Here is an 18,621-nt window from a genome sequence, read left to right on the forward strand (position 1 = left end):
GAATAATTGGCCCGAAACAAACGTAGGAGCGAGCGCAGCTCGCGATGCGCCGCGCGGGCGGCGCTCGCTCTAACAGGCGCTGCATACCTTGTGGCAAACACCTGTCAGCCCTGATGCGATCCCCGTGCGGGCTTGCCCGCGAACACCGGCGCAGCCGGTGCCATGCAGCGCGTTGGATTCTTCGCGGGCGCGCCCGCTCCCACACAGGCCGCGTCGCGCGTTCGAACTGGGCCTGTCAGCCGAACAAGCTGGCCTCGACGTCAAACCCGGCATCGCGCATCTGCGCCAGTTTGTAGCGCAGGGTGCGCGGGCTGATGCCGAGCCGTTCGGCGGCTTCCTTGCGGCGGCCACGCTCGGCGCGCAGGGTATCGATGATCATCTGGTACTCGTGGCGGCGCATGTCATCACCCAGGCCGCTGGCTTCAGCGGCGACCGCGGGTAATGGCTCATTGCCAGCTGACAATGGAATGGCGCCTGCCAGACAGAAATCCGCCACTTCGATCACCCCGCCCTGCTGCAGAATCAGTGCCCGCTGCAGGGCGTTGTCCAGTTCACGGACATTGCCCGGCCAGGCGTAAGCTTGCAAACAGGCCTGTGCCTGCGCCGACAAGCGCACCGGGGCATGCTTCATCTTCGCCACATGCCGCGCCAGCAGGCGCTCGGCCAGTTGCAGAATGTCGCCAGGGCGCTCGCGCAGCGGGCGCCAGGCCAGGGGGAAGACCGAAAGCCGGTAATACAGGTCTTCACGGAAACGCCCCGCGGCCACCTCGCCAGCCAGGTCGCGGTTGGTCGTGGCCAACACCCGAATGTCGAGACTGACCGGCTTGCGCCCGCCTACCCGCTCTACCTCGCGCTCCTGCAGCACCCGCAACAGCTTGGCCTGCAGTGCCATGGGCATTTCCGAAATTTCGTCGAGCAGCAAGGTGCCGCCCTCGGCCTGCTCGAACTTGCCGGGCTGGGAGGCAATGGCACCGGTAAAGGCGCCCTTTTCGTGCCCGAACAAGGTGGCTTCGAGCATATTGTCGGGGATCGCCGCGCAGTTGATCGCCACAAAGGGCTGGGCCGACCGCGGGGATTGCTGGTGAATGTAGCGCGCCAGCACTTCCTTGCCCGTACCAGACTCACCGGAAATCAGCACGGTGGAATCGCTGCGCGCCACGCGCGCCGCCAGCTCCAGAAGCTGGCGGCTAGCCGGCTCGCAGGCCACCGGCCCCTCTTCGCCCGTGACCCGGCCGGCCGCATGCCGCTCGACCAGGCTGAGCAGCGCCTTGGGCTCGAACGGTTTGACCAGGTAATCGACAGCCCCTTGGCGCATGGCCTCCACCGCACGCTCGACCGCCGCATGCGCGGTCATCAACAACACCGGCAACTGTGGTTGCTGGCGGCGCAACTGCGCGAGCAACTGGTGGCCATCCATGCCGGGCATGTTCACATCGCTCACCACCAGGCTGAAGGCGCCATCGTGCACGGCCTCCAGGGCTTCCTCGGCACTTCCGACTGCCTGGTAGGCAAAGCCGCCGATTGCCAGCGTGTCACCCAAGGCCTGGCGCAATACGCGGTCGTCCTCGACCAGCAGCACCTTGATCGCCATTACACACCCTCCGCCGACTGCCCGTCGATCAACGGCAGCTCGACCCGCACACAGGTGCCGCGACCGACCTTGGAACGCAGGCTCAGGCTACCCTGGTGCGCCCGCACCACCGCCTTGACCACCGCCAGCCCCAGGCCGGTGCCGGTGGCCTTGGTGGTCAGAAACGGCTCGCCCAGGCGCGCCAACAAGCTGGCGTCGATGCCGCTGCCGGCATCACTCACGCACAGGTGCAGGGTGCGCTGGCGGCGGTACAGGTGCACTTTCAACTGCGCCGGGCCTTCGCTGGCCTGCAAGGCATTCTCGATCAGGTTGAGCAACGCCCCCACCAGGGTGTCCCGATTGCAGAGCAGCTCACCCAGGTGGCTGTCGCACTGCCAGCGCACGGCGTGCCCCTGCACATGGGACTGTGCGGCCTGCTGCAAGGCCTGGAACAGGGCCTTGGGGGTGAGCCGATCGCCCAGCGGCAGCTCGCCACGGGCGAATACCAGCATGTCGCGCACCTGGTGTTCCAGTTCGTGCAGGCGCTCTTTCAGGGTTGCGGCAAAGCGCTGGCGGGTTTCGACATCCAGTGCGTGCGCGCTGTCGGCCAGATGGCTGGCGTAGAGCATGGCTGCCGACAAGGGGGTACGGATCTGATGTGCCAGCGAGGCGACCATGCGCCCCAGCGCCGACAGGCGCTCATGGCGCGCCAACTGGTCCTGCAGGCGTCGGGTTTCAGTCAGGTCGTTGAGCAGCACCAACTGGCCGGGCTCGGCGTCCAGGGAACGGGTGGCGATGGACAGACGGCGGCCGTCGCGTAGCGAGACTTCATGGCCGTCGTCCTTGCGCGGTGCAAAGCTGCGGGCGATCACCTGGCGCCACAGCTGGCCGAGCAACGGTTCGCCGAGCAGTTGGCAGGCGGCCGGGTTGGCTTCACGCACAAGGCCTTGGCCATCGATCACGATCACCCCGCCAGGCAGCAGGTCCAGGAGGTTCTGCAGGCGGTTGGCCAGGCGTTCCTTTTCACTCAGTTCGTCGATGCGCTGGGCGCTGACCACCGCCAGTTCGCCCTTCAGCTCGCTGACCCGGGCTTCGAGCAGGCTGTAGGACTGGCTCAGCTGGCTGGACACCTGATTGAACAGGGCGAAGGTGTGCTCGATACCCTGGCGGCTGTCCTGCTCGACCGGGGTATGCCCCTGCTGACCGGGGGCTCGGGATAGTTTGGCGGCCTGGGGCATCGTGCTCTCTCGCGTGGCTGACCGTCATAAAAACGGTGTGGTGCCAGCGGTGTAGCAATAGCCGTGCCGGGGATGGGGGCATAACGCTTGGCTTGAGATTTATGGCGGGGGCGCAAATCGAGCGCCGCCCGCGCGGCGCATCGCGAGCTCCCGCTCGCTCCTACGTTTGTTTCGGGCCAATTATTCCTGGGGGATTTGCGCGCGAATGCCTTGGCGCATGGCTCAATATCGCGTCGTACGAACAAGGCGGTCGCGCGCGCCTGTCACAGGCCTCACTGGCCCGAAACAAACGTAGGAGCGAGCGCCAGCTCGCGATGCGCCGCGCGGGCGGCGCTCGATCTGACAGGCACTAGAAAGGTCGAGGTGAACACCCCGACGCCCCCATCAATCCTCTGCCTGCTCCTCGCCGCCCTGGCGGCTCATGCCGTACTTGCGCATTTTCTCGACCAAGGTGGTCCGGCGAATACGCAACCGTTCCGCAGCGCGCGCCACAATCCCGTTGGCATCGTCCAGCGCCTGCTGGATCAACCCCTGTTCCAGGCTCCCCAGGTAATCCTTGAGGTCCAGGCCTTCAGGGGGCAGCATCGCCGGGTTGCTGAAGTTAGGCGTATGGCCATTGATCGCCACACGCTCTTCCAGGTCGGTGCGCAGGCTGTCGACCATCTGCTCGTCTTCATCATCGACATAGCGGAATTTCTTCGGCAGCTCGGAAACCCCGATCACCCCGTAAGGGTGCATGATGGCCATGCGCTCAACGAGATTGGCCAGCTCACGCACGTTGCCCGGCCAGCCATGGCGGCACAACGACATGATCGAAGCGGAATTGAAACGGATGGAACCGCGTTTCTCGTGCTCCATGCGCGAGATCAGCTCGTTCATCAGCAGCGGAATGTCTTCCACCCGCTCGCGCAGCGGCGCCATCTCGATGGGGAACACGTTCAGCCGGTAGTACAGGTCTTCGCGGAAGGTGCCGTCCTCGATCATGTTCTCGAGGTTCTTGTGCGTAGCGGCGATGATGCGCACATCGATGCTCTGGGTCTTGTTGCTGCCCACGCGCTCGAAGGTGCGCTCCTGCAGCACGCGCAGCAGCTTGACCTGCATCGGCAACGGCATGTCGCCGATTTCGTCGAGGAACAGGGTGCCGCCGTTGGCCAGCTCGAAACGCCCGGCACGGCTGGTGATCGCCCCGGTGAAGGCGCCCTTCTCGTGGCCGAACAGCTCGCTTTCCAGCAACTCGGCAGGGATCGCGCCGCAGTTGACCGGCACGAACGGCGCTTCGCGGCGCTTGGAGTGGTAGTGCAGGTTGCGCGCGACCACCTCTTTGCCGGTGCCTGACTCACCCAGGATCAGCACACTGGCGTCGGTATCGGCCACCTGCTGCATCATCTGCCGCACATGCTGGATGGCCCGGCTGGTGCCCACCAGGCTGCGGAACAGGTTGGGCTCACGCTGGCGGCCGCGCTCACGCGCCTGGTCATACATTTCGCGGTAGACCTGGGCACGGTGCAGCGAATCCAGCAACTGGCTGTAGCTGGGCGGCATTTCCAGGTTGGAAAGCACGCGGCGGCGAAGGTCTTCCGGGAACTCTGCGGAAGAAATTTCACCTAAAAGCAAAACTGGAAGGAACTCATCCCATGCAGCCACTGTCTTAAGCAACCCAAGCACATTGCCAGGGGCGTTTACAGCGCCGATAAGCACGCACAGCACTTCACGGCTCGAGGCCAAAGGCTCCACCGCCTGCTGCCAGTCGTGGCTGGCGCACGCGAGGTTTTCTTCGCCGAGAAAGTTCAGCACCACCGCGAGGTCGCGGCGGCGCGCGCTGTCGTCATCGATCAGCAGGATCTTGGTTTCACGCCACATGCAATAGCAACTTCCCTAGTCATATCGGCACCCTGCAAGGGGCATGCTCGACATCATTCCGACTGAATGGTCAGTGTTCGGACGTCTGGAATTCGAAAACAGCCACTAGTTAAGTCAAAAAACCTGTGCCAGTCAAATTAATGGCGCTCGGTTTGTTTGCAACGTCCGTGGTTACGAGAAGAGATGGTATACCTTCGCGGCGTTTTTCGCCTGACGGATTTTCGTCATTTCTTCAACCAAGGATTGACGTTCGCCACTTGCAACCTCGATTAGCTGCCGGTAAACGGCCATTAGCTGCTCCAGGCTCCCCCGTATCTGAGCCTCGTTTTCACGAGCCTCGGCAAGCACATCATCAACACACAACCGGCACTCGAGGTCCAGTTCGCCGACCGCACTCCAGTCCCGATCCGCCAACGCCGCCAGCAAGGCGTCTCGGGTGTGCTCGATACGTTCGATCACCTCGCTCATGTCTTTCTCCTGATTCAGGAAGCTGTCGACTCGTCGCCGATCGCGTCCCAGCCTTCCTTGACGGTAATTAGCAGGCGCGCCACTTCATCGATGATCGCCGGATCACTTTTCACGTTCGCCTCGATCAAGCGACGGCTCATGTAGGTGTAGAGGTTATCCAGGTCAGCCAGGGTGTCAGCATGGTTTTCAAGATCCAGCCCTTCACGCAGGCCGCCGATGATGTCGATAGCCTTGCCAATGAGGATGCCTTTTTGGGCTACATCCTTGCGCGCTATGGCGCCCTTGGCTTGCGCTAGGCGATCGAGCCCACCTTGCATCAGCATTTGTACCAATCGATGTGGGCTGGCGACGGAAGTCTGCGCCACGCCATTGACTTTCTGGTATTGCCGAAGGGCCAACATCGGGTTCATGGATCTACCTCGTTGCAGCGAAAAAGATTGCTTGTATCCTGTGTATCGCCGGGCCGTCAAAAAACTTTAGCGGAAAAGCGAAAAGCCCGGGCATCCACAGGACGCCGCCGGGCTTTTGGCAGACTCAGGCGGTCAGGACTTCTTGGCCTGGGCGTTGATCGCCTCGAAGATCGAGGTGATCTGGTCGGCCTGGGCTTTCATCTTGCCCAGGGCGGTGTCGAGGGCGACGTATTTCTTGGTCAGCGATTCAGTCAAGGACTCTGTGCGACGGTCCAAGGCGGCTTGTTGGTCGCTGAGGTTTTTGGCAATCTTGTCCAGGCTGGATTTACGACTGGCTAGGCTACCATCCGTGGCATTATAGGGATCGATAGCTTTCTTCATCCGCTCGAAGACACCATCGGTACCGGTGAACAACCCCTGGATCTCAGGGCCAAGCTTCTTATCGTTCAGAGCAGCAGTAAACTTGGTGCTGTTGAACTCCAGGGTACCGTCTTTTTGAGTGTTGATACCCAACTGCCCCAGCGTGGTCAAACGGTCGCCGCTACCAACCTCCGACAGCACACCCCGGATGTCCGCCAGCAGGGAGCGAGTGGTCGGGTCATTGGTCAAAGACCCCAGAATGGTATTGCCGTCCTCATCTTGACTGGTGCTGGTGAGCGAAGTGATGGCTTTCTGCAGGGTGTTATAAGCGTCAACGAAGCTTTGAACAGAGGTCTTCAGGCCGTCATTGTTGCCGGCAACCGTCACGCGAGTGGTCACGTTCTCAGCACTTTTGCCGGTCAGCTCGAGCGTAAGGCCACTGACGGCATCCTTGACTGTATTCGATGCACTGGAAACCTCCAGGCCATCGATCTTGATCAACGCGTCTTTGGCGACCGAGTCGATGTAACCCGCGCCATTGTCCGCCATCGATTGGGTGCCATCAATTTCCAACTCAGCAATACCGCTGACAGAAATATCACTCCCCGCCCCGGTTGTTGTCGAGCCAAGTACCAGACGCGCACCATCCTTGCCAGAGACAATGTTCGCCGACAGGCCGTCGCCCCCCAACTCTTTGTTGATCTGGTCACGCACCGTCTGCAGTGTCGCACCGTCACCTACTGTAAGCTTGTAGGTCTTGCCGTTCTGGCTGATGCTCAATTCACCAGCGGGAATGGCGGTGCTCGCTCCTCCGCTAAACGAATGGCTTGCCACCTTTGAACTGGTGGCGAGGTTCTTCACCTCTACGTTATAAGTACCGGCTACGGCTGTGTTGCTGGCGGTAGCCTTGACCACGGTTTCACTGGCTGAGGTAGCCGCGTAAGCGTTAAAGGACGGCGCGGTCTTGTCATTGAGCTTGCTCATGGCCGTGGTGAAGGCAGTGAGGGCACTACGCAACGCGCCAACCCCAGAGATGTAAGCAGTGTTGTTGCTCGTCTGCCGAGTAATCTGCGCCTGCTTGGCGGCCGTGTCTGCCTGCACAAGGGCGGTTACGATCTCGGTGATGTTCAGACCAGAACCCAGGCCCGTACTAGGCGTAATCGTTGCCATGCTCTTTTCCCTCTACTTTACGTCAGAGCCACTCCTGCGGATCCGACCCTCACCACTTCGACGCCAGTGGCCAGTCAGACCTTGGCATCGAACAGAAGACTATTGACATCACTCAGGCTGCTGGCAATTCGCAAGGCCTCCTCGGAAGGCAATTGACGAATGACTTCACCTGTTTCACTTGCAATGACCTTGACCACGATTTTGCCGGATTCCTCATCCATGGAGAACTCCAGATTACGTCGGGTCGACGTCATGAATTTTTCAATTTCAGAAACTGCGCTTTTGACCTTTTCGACATCAGTCGCAGGCTTGATTCCGTCAGGTTCGATATCGTCGCCCTTCAGAGTCGCTTCGACGGACCGGAACGCCGACCGATCTGCAACCTGCTCCACCGGGCGAACGGCCGGGTACGACAGATTCAACTTGACGCTCATATCCATTGCCAGCACCTCGTAATGAAAAAGCGGAGAAGCACGTGAATCGCGCCGCTCCGCCGAACACTACTGGAAAGATTAACCCAGCAGTTTCAGTACTGCCGATGGCAGCTGGTTGGCCTGGGCCAGAACCGAAGTGGAGGCCTGCTGCAGAGTTTGCTGCTTGGTCAACTGGGCGGTTTCTGCGGCGAAGTCGGTATCCTGTACACGGCCACGAGCAGCTTCGGCGTTTTCGTTGATGTTCTGCAGGTTGTTGATGGTGCTGGTCAGACGGTTCTGAGCGGCACCCAGGTCGGCACGCGAGCTGTTGATGCTCTGCAGGGCGGCGTCAATGGCGGTCACCGCAGCGCTGAAGTTATCTTCGATGTTAGCCGAAGTACCGCTGATGGCGATGGTACCCGAACCTACGCTCAGGGTGGCAGCATCGAAGCCCGAAGCCAGAGTGATGGTGATCTGGTTCGAAGTACCCGTGTTGGAGCCTACCTGGAAGGTCATGGTGCCAGCGGTACCGTCCAGCAGGTTTTTGCCGTTGAGCTGGGTGCTGTTGGCGATACGGGTCAGTTCGTCGGACATGGCCGCGAACTCTTTGTTCAGCGCATTACGGTCTTCCTCGCTGTTCGAGTCGTTTCGAGACTGAACGGCCAGTTCACGCATACGCTGCAGGATGTTGGTCTGCTCTTGCATCGCGCCTTCAGCGGTCTGGGCGATGGAGATACCGTCGTTGGCATTTTTGATCGCCATGGTCTGGCCACGGATCTGCGAGGTCATGCGGGTAGCGATCTGCAGGCCGGCGGCGTCGTCTTTGGCACTGTTGATTTTCAGACCGGAGGACAGACGGGTCATCGAGGTGCTCAGCGCGTCGGAAGCACGATTCAGGTTTTTCTGAATGCCCAGAGAGGTGGTGTTGGTGTTAACAGTCAAAGCCATGACGAATTCCTCGTTGGATTGGGTACTACGGCTTCCGGCCTTGGCAATTCGCCGGGTGTGGCACAGAGAACCTTCGTAATAGTTATCTTCGTCAGAGCGCGTTTCTTTAGCGGTTTTTCAAAAAAAATTGCTGGCATCCTGCCAGCCCATTGAAATCAATGATTTGGCGCCATTATTCAAGCGCCGCCAGGCAGGCCTGAATCCAGGCCACGCCGAGGGCAACTGAGTCGCACTGGACGCACCCCGTCTCGCCTGGCGCACACAAAAACGCCGCCGGAATGCGGCGGCGTTTCCTTAAGCACATAGGCTCAGCCACGACGTTCAAGAATGGCCGAGCCCCAGGACAACCCCACACCAAAACCGCTCAACGCCACACGTTTGTGCTGTGAGCCGATCACATGCTTTTCAAGTAGAAGTGGGATACTCGACGATACCGTATTGCCCGTCTCGACCATGTCCTTGACGAAACATTCGCGCTGCGCACCCTCGTTGAACCGGTGCGAAACGGCGTCGACAATCGCCGCACTACCCTGATGCAAGCAATACAGATCGATATCGCCGGCCTGCAGGTGACTGGCCTCGAGCAATTGGTGCAGGTGGGCAGGCACCTTGATCAGTGCAAAGTTGTAGACTTGTCGGCCGTTCATGAAAAACTTGCCATCAGTGGTACGCAGGTGCTCGGCACCCGCGCCATCACTGCCGAACAGCGCTTTGCCCAGTTGCCAGTAGGCATCTTCGCCCATCCAGGTTGCCGTGGCGGCATCGCCGAACAGCATGGTGGTATTGCGATCCTCGGGATCGACGATTTTGGAGTACGGATCGGCAGTAATGAGCAAGCCGTTCTTCAGACCTGCAGCCTCCATGAAGCCTTTCAGTGCATAGATGCCATAGACGTAACCCGAGCATCCGAGAGAGATATCGAAGGCCGCGACATGTGTCGGCAAGCCAAGCTTGTGCTGGACGATTGCAGCGGTGTGCGGCAAGCCCTCAGCGTCACCGTTCTGGGTCACCACGATCACGGCATCGATCGAAGCTGGGTCAAGGGCTGGGTTGATGGCGAACAAATTTTTTGCAGCCTCGACGCACAGGTCTGAAGTTTCCTGGCCGTCGGCCTTGCGCGGCAAGAAGGTCGAACCAATCTTACCGAAGATGAAATCCTGGTCTTTGCCGAATTTCGCGCCCTGAGCGTAGTTGTCGACACCTTCGACAGGTACGTAACTGGCGATGCTTTTAATGCCAATCATTGTGGCTTCCCGATGGAAATGGCAAAAATGTGCGGCATAGAAGCTACCGCCCAGGGACAAGCACTGGACGCTGTTGCAGCTTCTCGCTGGCTCAATAGATTAGAGATGCACGTTTCGACTGCCAAGTCACCGTTGGAATAAATGAGTCAACGCGACACCGCCCAGCGGCTGGTCAGGCCCACCCCCTTGCAGGGCGGGCCTACTCATTCTCCAGCGCGCTAAAGCCAGTGGATCAACCGGGCAACCAGGCCTCACGCCAGCGCTGCAGGCTCTCGCCGTCCAGCATCCAGTCGCGCTGAACAGTGGCTCGCAGCAAATCCCCCACTTGCGCAGAGGCTACAGGGTCGGCCAGGTACGCGCCGACAGCCTCACGCCAGGCCGCTTCACTGTTCTTCACCCGCGTCACGGGTAGCCCAGCGCTGTCGAGCAGCACATCGCTGCAGACGACTGGGATACCACAAGCGCCATACTGCAGCAGCAGCAAATTGCTCTTACAGGCGTTGACACGGTTATCCAGCAGCGGCAACAACGCAAGATCCAGGCTCAACCCGGCCAACTGCGCAGGGTAGTCCGCCCCCGGCGAGACGGCATGGTATTCATGCACGTAGGGGCGGAGTGCTTGCGGGCATGCACCGATGAAGATCCAGTGCACATCACCCGCCAATGCCTGAACCATTGGGGCTATCAATTGCAGGTCTTCGACAGTGCTGCCAACAACAGACCAGCCGACCCTTGGCTTTTCAGCGGCACCGCGATGGCTGGCCACCCCTCCCCAGGCCAATGGGTCGAGCCGGTTAGGCAGCATGACGATACGCTCATGCAGCGACCCAAATGCCTGCGCCAGAGCTTCGCTGGAAACAACCAGGCGGTCGGCGTGAGACAGTGCGCACTGCCAGTTGGTCTCGCTTGGACGCAGACAGTCATCCAGGTCGATGACCTTGAATGCTCTCGACAACAGCCGGAGGCGACGCATGCGGTCTGCCTGCTCCTGATTGACCGGGGCCTGAAGCACGATACTGTCCGGCGCCAAGCGTTCCAGTTCTACGAGTGACAACGGCGTGTCCACTGGGACGCTCCGGATCAGCCCAGCACGGCCTAGCACCGCCAGAGACTCCGCGCAGCGAGGCTGAGCAGCGTGCTGATCATGGTGCACTTCGGCCAGGACGGTCGGAATGGGCGACCAGGACGACAGCGGGTTCCAGTTCAGGTTGGCCGGAGCGATGGAAAAGTCCTCGCCAGCGCTCAGGGAGAAATTGGTGTTGTACCCCGGGTCGCGGGCCAGCACTGGCAGCCAGCGGTCGTACATGGCCTCCTCCTGCTCTGCAGTGGCCACCGGCTCATCTGCATCGCTGATGAGCAAAGCAACGCTGGGCGCCCACACATTGAGGTATCCCGAGGCCTGGAGGCGCAGGCACAGGTCGACATCGGCCCAAGGAGCCAACTCGGCGCGCGCATCGAACCCCCCTTCGTCGAGGAATCTGCTTTTGCGGATCATCAGGCATTTACCACTGACCGCAGCGGCGTTCTGGTCCACCTGCAACCGCTGCATATAGCCACCGGCATGCAACGGCTGACCCATGAAAATCTGGCCCACCGGGCCGTTGAGACCAAGAATCAGCCCGCCTTGGCGAACGGTGAAGTCTGCACCGACCAGCTTGGCCCCCACAGCCCCCACTTCTTGGCGGAACGCGTGGTTGACCAACCGACGCAGCCAATCGTCTTCCAGCACCGCGACCCCGGCATCCAGCCAGAGCAAATATTCGCCACGCGCGCTCAATGCAGCCTGGTTGCGCGCCTGGGCCAACGACAGCCCATGGGGCAGCCGCAGCACCCGAACGGTCTGCGTTCCAAGGCCTTCGACACCCGCCAGCCAGGTCTGCAAACTTGGCTCGTCGTTACCGTGATCCAGTAACAGCACTTCGAAGGCCGGGTAAAGCGTTTTTTCGAGTATGCTTTCCATGCAGCGTCGCGCCCGGGCAAAACCACCCTGGGTGGACAGTAGAATACTGACCAGCGCTTGCTCGGCGCCGTAATGCACATCCAGTTGGCCAGGCACCCGCGAGTCAACCCGCGCTTGCGTATAACCCCGCGCCTGCAGATGCCGGCCGACAGCCCGCTGGGTATCCGCACAGTTCTGCAGCAAAGGTGGCCGACGCACCAGCAGAGGCTCGCTGATATGCCCCAAGCCCTCCAAACCTTTGTCTTCGATCAGTCGCAGGATGTAATCCAGCTCATAAGCCTGGCCTGCATCGCTGCGGAAACCACCGGCTGCCAGCCATGCGTCGCTGTTGTACAGCCAGTGGCTCGCAAACACCGCCGGCAGGCTCAAGAGCATGTCCAAATTCAGGTCCGGGCGCAGCGCGAGACCAAGCTCGTCGCCGTCCCCTTGCACCACCTCATCGCCATATACAGCGCGAAGCCCTTGTGTGTCGAGCAGATCGAGGGCAGCGATCAACAAGCCACTGGCAGTAAAGGTGGTACCGGCCTCAACCAGCATGAACCAGTTGCAGCCGGCCTCGGCTACTGCCCGCTGGATGACAGGCAATTGATCATCCTCAAGCTGCATGAAGCGCAGTTTTCCCTCGGCCGCAGTCGGCTCCTGGGGCTCACCCGGGCGTAACACGACGATCTTCACATCAGCATAAAGATGACGATCGGGCGTGAAGCTCTCCAACGTTGCCGCCAGTGCATCAGCATCTCCGGCACGATCGATCACCACTACACCGATAAGGGGGGCGACTTTATCCTCAAGGCGCGCCTTTATCAGGCGTTGTTGGGCGGAACTGGGAACACGCTCGGCTAGCCATGTGCTGACATCGGTCGGCACTGGCAGACGCGGGTATTGCGCCATGGCGATGCGAATCGTCTCTGCAACTGGCCTTACCAGGCCTGCACCCTCCGGGTTCTTCTCAAGAGCCTTCTGCCGCAGGATCTGGTCGCGCATTTGTACATAGGCCGCACGCAGCTCTGGGCTGTCAGCGCTGCGCATCCGCACTTTCAGCTCGTTGAGTTCAATGAAGTCGGCATTGATTGGGTGGCGCATCACCGGCAATTTCAAATGATCATAGGCGTGTACCTTCCACTGGCCCTGCGTGGCCAGAATCAACGGCAACAAGCGCTCCATTACGAAGACCTTGCTCTCGTAGCCAGCAGTGCCGCGATGATAGGTTGGCGCATTCAAGGCAGCGCCGTAGGGCGACGGCGACCGGGCGTCGCGTGCCTGCTCGGCCGCCTGGAAAATGCTTTCGGCCTGGTTTAGCCAGTGGCGCCAGAAGCGCGGCTTAGCAATGAAATAGTTGCAGAACTGGGAGTGCCGGGCATCCATTACCAGAGTTTCGATATCGACGCCTGGTGCAAGCCTACGGGCCATCTCGACAAATGCTGGCCAGATATTCGGGTGATAGATGAGCCCCTGAATGAAGACATTCTCGTACAGGGCACTTTCATCGAAGAACATCGGAAACAGCAGCACATCGGCTTCTGCAGGTGCCGAGCTACAAAACTCAAGCACCTGCTGGGCATTGAGGCCGGTTTTCTGCTTGAACCTTGGCGACAACACGCCGTAGAACGCGTTCTCGTCCAGCTGCTTATCGAGCAGCAGTGTACGTATCGGCCAGTATTCGGCCCAATCGGGACGCTGCCCGGTATTGTCGAAGGGAGTAAACCCAGGCTCGAGCATCGCTCGGGTTTCTTCGGAATAGAAAATCTGATGGATATGGGCTTGCGATGGCCCTGTGACAGGCTGCGGATCGACGAATGCCAGATACAATGACAAAGGGCCAGCAAGCCCGGGCATGCCCGGGAATGCACCAGCGCTGCGCAGCTCAACCGTGGTGGTACCCTGCTCGTCTGGCCGGTATGGCAAGAGCACGCGCTGGGCACGCGTATCGCTGAAATGCAGTTCACACTGCAGGTGGCCGTTGATCCAAAGCTCGGTGGTAAAAGGGAAGACATCGTACTGTTGCCCGGCCGCACAACACAGGAGCACCTCCACGCCGGTTGGCTGACGTGCGTGCCCGAGCACGGCAGGCTGAAGCCGCAGCGAAGCCTGCGGGCCTGCCAAATACTGCGCTTGCCGCGCACCCACCACGCGAATAAGCGAAGGCCCCAGCACCACATTGAGCTGTTCACTTTGCCACGCACGGTGGACACCATGTGCCCCCAATGTCTGCCAGAGGACCGAGAACACCTCGTCATCCACGCACTCGGGCAATTGCCCAAGCGCTCTGTGCATGACATGCGCCGGCAGCAACTGCCATGCCTGACGACCTTGGCGCTGTGCCAACGCCGCTTGCAAGCGCTGCTTGATCCATTGTTGCTTGTCTGCGCTGGCCATCGGCGCCGGCAAAGCCTGCGGTTCGCTCAACACCAGCGCCTCGCATTCCCCACTGGCCAGTGCCGCCAGGCCATCACTGACCTGATGGGCGCTACCAGGAATGTAAGCGGCCTCCCCGTCCACGAGCATGAAGCCCAGATCCTGCTGGGCATCCGCCCAGCGCTGCGCCAACCATGCAGTTGCAGCAGCCCCCTTGTCGTCCCCCTGGAGCACGGAGATGCGTTTGAACGCCAAGCGGTCATCCAGCGCTTCTACCACCTCGGGACGTAGGCCGAGCCGACCGTCCACAACCACATGCAACCGCGGGACCGTGGCAATGGCAGCCGCAACCCGCTCTACCGAGCGGCCGTCCTGGAAGTCGCCGTACAAATGCCGGACCCGCTCGCGCAGAGCGGCGCGGCAATTCTCTGCATGGCAATGATGGGCATCGCTGAGCAACTCGAGAAACGCTGTATCGTCTGCGAACTCCATGCCGATATCACGCCAGGCGTTGCCAGGCGCGTCAGGGTTGTACTGCCAATGGCCCACGCGCTTTTCGCTGGAATACAACAGGATCGGGCGGTCCAACACCATGAATTCGAACAGCAGGGACGACCTGTCGGCGACAAGAATGTCGGCCTCGGCAAAGCTGTCAGCGATACTGGCCTCGGGATCATCTACCAGGCTCACCAAGGGGTCGGCTGCGGCCTGTTCGCGCCAAGTACCCATGAGGTTGCGGAACAGCGCCTTGTCGACGACAAAGCTGTGCTCGTGCTGAACAATAGCGGGGTGAGGCTTGATAATGATCTTCGCGCGCGGGTACACCGAACGGATCAAAGGCACCACGCGGTCGCCAAAGTAGACCGCAGCGCTGATCTCCGGGTTATAAGTCGGTGCGAAAAGGATGGTGGGCTCACCTTGGGCATGCGCCCTTGGGGCCAGGCGGAAGACCTGGTCGACCCAGGCGTTGCCCGTCAGCAGGAAACCGTGACGCGGGCGAACATTGGACAGCAGCGTGTCTTCGATATCCCAGACGCTGCCACACATGTAGTCGGCACAGCGATACTGCGGTTCGGCAAAACCGTAGCGGGTAACCGAGCCATGGCGCATGCCAACCAACAACACCCCGTGCGCATCGCAGTAATCACGCCAGAATTCCACCGACCAACCATCGGCAACCACGATGACTTGAGGCTTCCAAGCCATGACGTCATCGATAGAAAGGCTCAGTAAACTGGTTTCAAAGCAGGCTGCCAGTGGTCGCAACGAGCGGAAGTGGAAAGGCATACTGCCGTAGCACGCCACCCGCAGGCCTGCAATGGGGAGTGCCTGCAGCTTCCCAAGGATCGGCGCGAACCCATACAGCACAGCCCCCTGCAAGGGATGGCAGAACACCTCTCGCAACCCAAGCGACCGTACGAGCGCAACACAGCGGGGCGCAGAGCGCTCGGCAGCATCGCCCACAGCCTTCACGCCCGCCGGATCATGCTGCAGGATGATCCGGCCGTCGGGTTTGAGCATGGACAGCGCATGCAACACCAGGCGAGCCACGTCATTGTCATCATCGATCGTAGCCAGCACGCCCATCAGGCAGATCGCATCGAAGCGCTCTGCCGATGTAAATGCCAGGGCGTCCGCCTGATGAAACCGCACATGCTCGATACCGGCCTGGCTGACAAGGGCACGCGCCTTTGTGAGCACTTCATCTCGCCATTCGCATACCACCACCTGTGCGGCATGCTGTGCCAGCAGCAACGTCAGCTCTGGGTCCGCGCAGCCGATCTGCAACAGATGCCCGGCAACTGGCAAAGCTGGCAATACCTGTGACTCAAGGCATTGCAGCAGATCCGTCACAGTCGGGGTGGCGCAAGTCTGCTCGTCTGCGCCAGGAGCGGAGCGGTTGAAGGATTGCTCAATCATGGTTGCCCCATTCCGCCGCAAAGACTTTACGCGCCATATCCAGATCCTCGACCGTATCGATGTCGAACGCTTTGAGTTCGAATGCAGGCAATGGTAACCAGGGTTCCAGCGCTTCGTAGACGTACATGGGCCTGTCGAAGATGACTTCCGGCTTGATCACGGCAATGCCTGTCCATTCCATCGAGTGCTGAGTTTCGCGGGTGAACCCTGAAACATTCGCGTTTTTTTCATCCATCAGTACACGCACGCCGTCACTGGTGGTATAGGGAGAAACCCCAATCAGTTGCTCGTGATGTCGAGAAGCTTGCAGGAAAGCTTTGAAGCTTTCAGGCTCCATAACCGTGTCTGCATCGAGCACCAGCATACGCTCCCGCAGGTGGCGAGAAACCCGATAGATGCTTTGCAAGGTATTGGTGCGTGCGTAATCTGGATTGCGTACCACGATCAGGTCAGGGCGCAGCGCAATGGCGTGCTCGATCACGTCCTCTTCATGAAAGCCGACTACCAGCCAGACCGTTTCGGCCCACTGCAAGCGTGAAAGATGCCAATCCAGCAGCGAGCGACCCGCTACCTCGACAAGGCACTTCGGCTTGTTGAGACCCAGGCGCGAGCCGATGCCGGCAGCGCTGATTACAACGTGCTTAACAAGCGACATAGTGCCTTCCCATTGTAAGTAACGAAATCACTCAGTTTCACCAGCTCCTTGTTTGGCGCATGCACGCCGCCAAATGCGATACGCCAGTCGGCTGCCTCGAACATGGCGACATCGTTCATCCCCTCGCCCACGGCGACGATGCGCTCGAAGCGAGAGCGTAGGCTGTTTACGGCGTCACCCTTGTGCAGGATGCGCTCCACGCCATCCAACTGCCCTTGTTCATCCAGCCGAGCCAGCGAGGTGAAACTGCGGATGCCGAGCTTGTCCAGCACGGGCCGCACCCAAAGATCGAGGTTGCCCGTAACCACGAAGGATTGATCAGGATGGGCGGCAATGAACTCCAGGATGGCCTCGTCAAATTCAACATCACGCTCCAAGGCCTCGTGAATCCAGTCCAGCCGTGCATCGCGTAGCAGCCTGACGCGCAGCTTGAACGACTTGTCGAACGGTAACAGGCCTTCGATGGTGGCTTGCGTCAGCGCACTGATTTCGTCCTCCAGGCCGACCGAGGACGCGATCAGCGGCAATAGCTCCTGGCGCGTGAGCGTGCCATCGAGGTCAAAACAATAAGCCGTGTTCATACCGCCCCCTCGTCACGTCGCAATACGAAAAAGTACTGGCGCGTCTCGGTCCGCTTTTCCAGATCTTGCGGGAAAAGTAACTGTTCGCGCTCGACCGTCATTCCGATACCTGCGAAAGCCGTTGCCATCAAGGCATGCAATTCGTCCACCGTGCGGTAGATCGCCGAATACTCGTCAGACAGCTCTTCGGAGTAGAAGCGGTCAAGCGTGAAGCGCTCGGCCACGCCCACAGGTTCACGCAGGTACAGCGCGCCCCCCGGCTTGCACAGTTGTGCGGTGTCGCGCAGGACCTTCACGCAATCGTTGTCGTTGAGGTAAATCAGCAGGCCAGAGATCAGCGCCAGGTCGAAAGCCCCTTGCAACAGCATTGCCTGCGGCTGGATATCGGTTGCCGACATGACTTGGAAGTGCACATTTTCTAATTGCCGGATGGCGCTTTCGGCTCGGGCTTTTTCGATCAGACTCGCGGAGAAGTCCAGACCAAGGTACTGCAAGCCTTCACACCGCTGCGCAAGCAACCAGGCCCAGCGACCGACACCGCAACCCACGTCGAGCACCCGATGGGTATTGCCTAGGTCCAGGATGCCCACGACCGCGGCTTTTTCGGCCAGATCGCGTTGTTCGACCAGCTTGGCGTCATGATCCTGGTACATGGTCGCACTGAGCACATTGGAATACTCACGCTGCCCGCGTGATTCGAAAAATGCGCGGGTGGCGTCGTAATCGATGACGACGTTCCTACCCTTGATACGTCGAGAGTCGTTCAAGATTTCTCCTAGTTCCTGCAATGCCGATGCGCCGCAGTCAAAAAATCACCACCTTGGCTTGGCGTTGCGGGGGACAAAGCAAGATATCTGCCAACGAGCAGCCGACAATGCCACACGGCGGCAAGTGCCACGCCCATGATTGAGCCAAGTCAACTGTGCGGTTGCCTTACAGCTGACATAACGCAATCGGGCTGCATAAGCAGCCCGATTGCGTAACACCACGTTAGTCAGTCCGCAAGCCAACCCCGCTGCCAGTGCCGCAGGTTCTCGCCCTGCAGAATGAAATCACGCATGACCTGCTCTCGCAGCGCGTCACCCATTCGATAGCTGGCAGCCGGGTCATTGAGGTGGGTTCGGATTACTTCGAGCCACTCCTGAGTGCTGTTGCTGTAAACGCGGCTGCATGGCAGGTTACCGCGGTATGCAGCGGTATCCGAACATACGGTCGGGTAGCCACAAGCGCCGTATTCGAGCAGGCGTAGATTGCTCTTGCAGTCGTTGAAGATATGGAATTCCAGCGGCGCCAGGGCCAAGTCGAGGTTGAGGCTGGCAAGCTTGGCCGGATACGCCTGGAGCGATACGCCCGGGTGGTATTCATGAATGAAGGGGCGCAATGCCTGCGGACACATACCGAAGAATACCCACTCCACTTCGTCGGCAAGTTCACGTACTACCTCGGCGATGATCTCCAGGTCACCACTG

The 18,621-nt window shown here is 60.1% G+C and carries 14 protein-coding genes; all 14 read right to left on the reverse strand.

All coding sequences use genetic code 11. The features are described 5' to 3' along the window. Positions 1-235 precede the first annotated feature (235 nt). Complete coding sequence (locus tag DMX12_RS27375; RefSeq protein WP_110679957.1) at positions 236-1,591, reverse strand: sigma-54 dependent transcriptional regulator; 1,356 nt, start codon at positions 1,589-1,591, stop codon at positions 236-238. Beyond that, positions 1,591-2,808: a PAS domain-containing sensor histidine kinase gene (locus DMX12_RS27380; protein ID WP_110679958.1), complete on the reverse strand. Its 1,218-nt coding sequence runs from the start codon at positions 2,806-2,808 to the stop codon at positions 1,591-1,593. Before DMX12_RS27380 ends, DMX12_RS27375 begins: the two co-directional genes overlap by 1 nt. A 384-nt stretch (positions 2,809-3,192) precedes the next feature. After that, positions 3,193-4,668, reverse strand: coding sequence for a transcriptional regulator FleQ (gene fleQ, locus DMX12_RS27385; protein WP_054911387.1), 1,476 nt, complete (start codon positions 4,666-4,668; stop codon positions 3,193-3,195). Between the two features lie 171 nt (positions 4,669-4,839). Continuing rightward, on the reverse strand, positions 4,840-5,136 hold the full coding sequence (fliT, locus tag DMX12_RS27390; RefSeq protein WP_110679959.1) for a flagellar protein FliT: 297 nt from the start codon (positions 5,134-5,136) through the stop codon (positions 4,840-4,842). A gap of 14 nt (positions 5,137-5,150) precedes the next feature. Then, complete coding sequence (fliS, locus tag DMX12_RS27395) at positions 5,151-5,546, reverse strand: flagellar export chaperone FliS (protein WP_054911389.1); 396 nt, start codon at positions 5,544-5,546, stop codon at positions 5,151-5,153. Positions 5,547-5,678: 132 nt separating this feature from the next. Next, positions 5,679-7,076 carry a flagellar filament capping protein FliD gene (fliD, locus tag DMX12_RS27400; RefSeq protein ID WP_110679960.1) on the reverse strand — a complete coding sequence of 466 codons (1,398 nt, stop codon included), beginning with the start codon at positions 7,074-7,076 and terminating at the stop codon, positions 5,679-5,681. 74 nt (positions 7,077-7,150) lie between these two features. Further along, complete coding sequence (locus tag DMX12_RS27405) at positions 7,151-7,516, reverse strand: flagellar protein FlaG (protein ID WP_054911391.1); 366 nt, start codon at positions 7,514-7,516, stop codon at positions 7,151-7,153. Between the two features lie 72 nt (positions 7,517-7,588). Then, a complete protein-coding gene (locus DMX12_RS27410) occupies positions 7,589-8,437 on the reverse strand; it encodes a flagellin domain-containing protein (protein ID WP_110679961.1) in 849 nt (282 codons plus the stop codon). Positions 8,438-8,745: 308 nt separating this feature from the next. After that, the gene (locus DMX12_RS27415; RefSeq protein ID WP_110679962.1) at positions 8,746-9,681 is read right to left on the reverse strand and encodes a ketoacyl-ACP synthase III; all 936 of its coding nucleotides are present in this window, start codon (positions 9,679-9,681) and stop codon (positions 8,746-8,748) included. Positions 9,682-9,913: 232 nt separating this feature from the next. Then, the gene (locus tag DMX12_RS27420) at positions 9,914-15,916 is read right to left on the reverse strand and encodes a glycosyltransferase (protein ID WP_110679963.1); all 6,003 of its coding nucleotides are present in this window, start codon (positions 15,914-15,916) and stop codon (positions 9,914-9,916) included. Continuing rightward, a complete protein-coding gene (locus tag DMX12_RS27425; RefSeq protein ID WP_110679964.1) occupies positions 15,909-16,571 on the reverse strand; it encodes an NTP transferase domain-containing protein in 663 nt (220 codons plus the stop codon). Before DMX12_RS27425 ends, DMX12_RS27420 begins: the two co-directional genes overlap by 8 nt. After that, complete coding sequence (locus tag DMX12_RS27430; protein ID WP_054911395.1) at positions 16,547-17,152, reverse strand: HAD-IB family phosphatase; 606 nt, start codon at positions 17,150-17,152, stop codon at positions 16,547-16,549. The genes DMX12_RS27425 and DMX12_RS27430 overlap by 25 nt, the downstream gene beginning before the upstream one ends. After that, positions 17,149-17,919 carry a class I SAM-dependent methyltransferase gene (locus DMX12_RS27435; RefSeq protein WP_054911396.1) on the reverse strand — a complete coding sequence of 257 codons (771 nt, stop codon included), beginning with the start codon at positions 17,917-17,919 and terminating at the stop codon, positions 17,149-17,151. Before DMX12_RS27435 ends, DMX12_RS27430 begins: the two co-directional genes overlap by 4 nt. A 227-nt stretch (positions 17,920-18,146) precedes the next feature. Next, positions 18,147-18,621 (reverse strand): glycosyltransferase (locus DMX12_RS27440; protein WP_146226872.1); only part of this gene is annotated, 475 nt, incomplete at its 5' end.

It is taken from the genome of Pseudomonas sp. MB-090624 (assembly GCF_003205245.1).
Classification (GTDB): domain Bacteria; phylum Pseudomonadota; class Gammaproteobacteria; order Pseudomonadales; family Pseudomonadaceae; genus Aquipseudomonas; species Aquipseudomonas juntendi.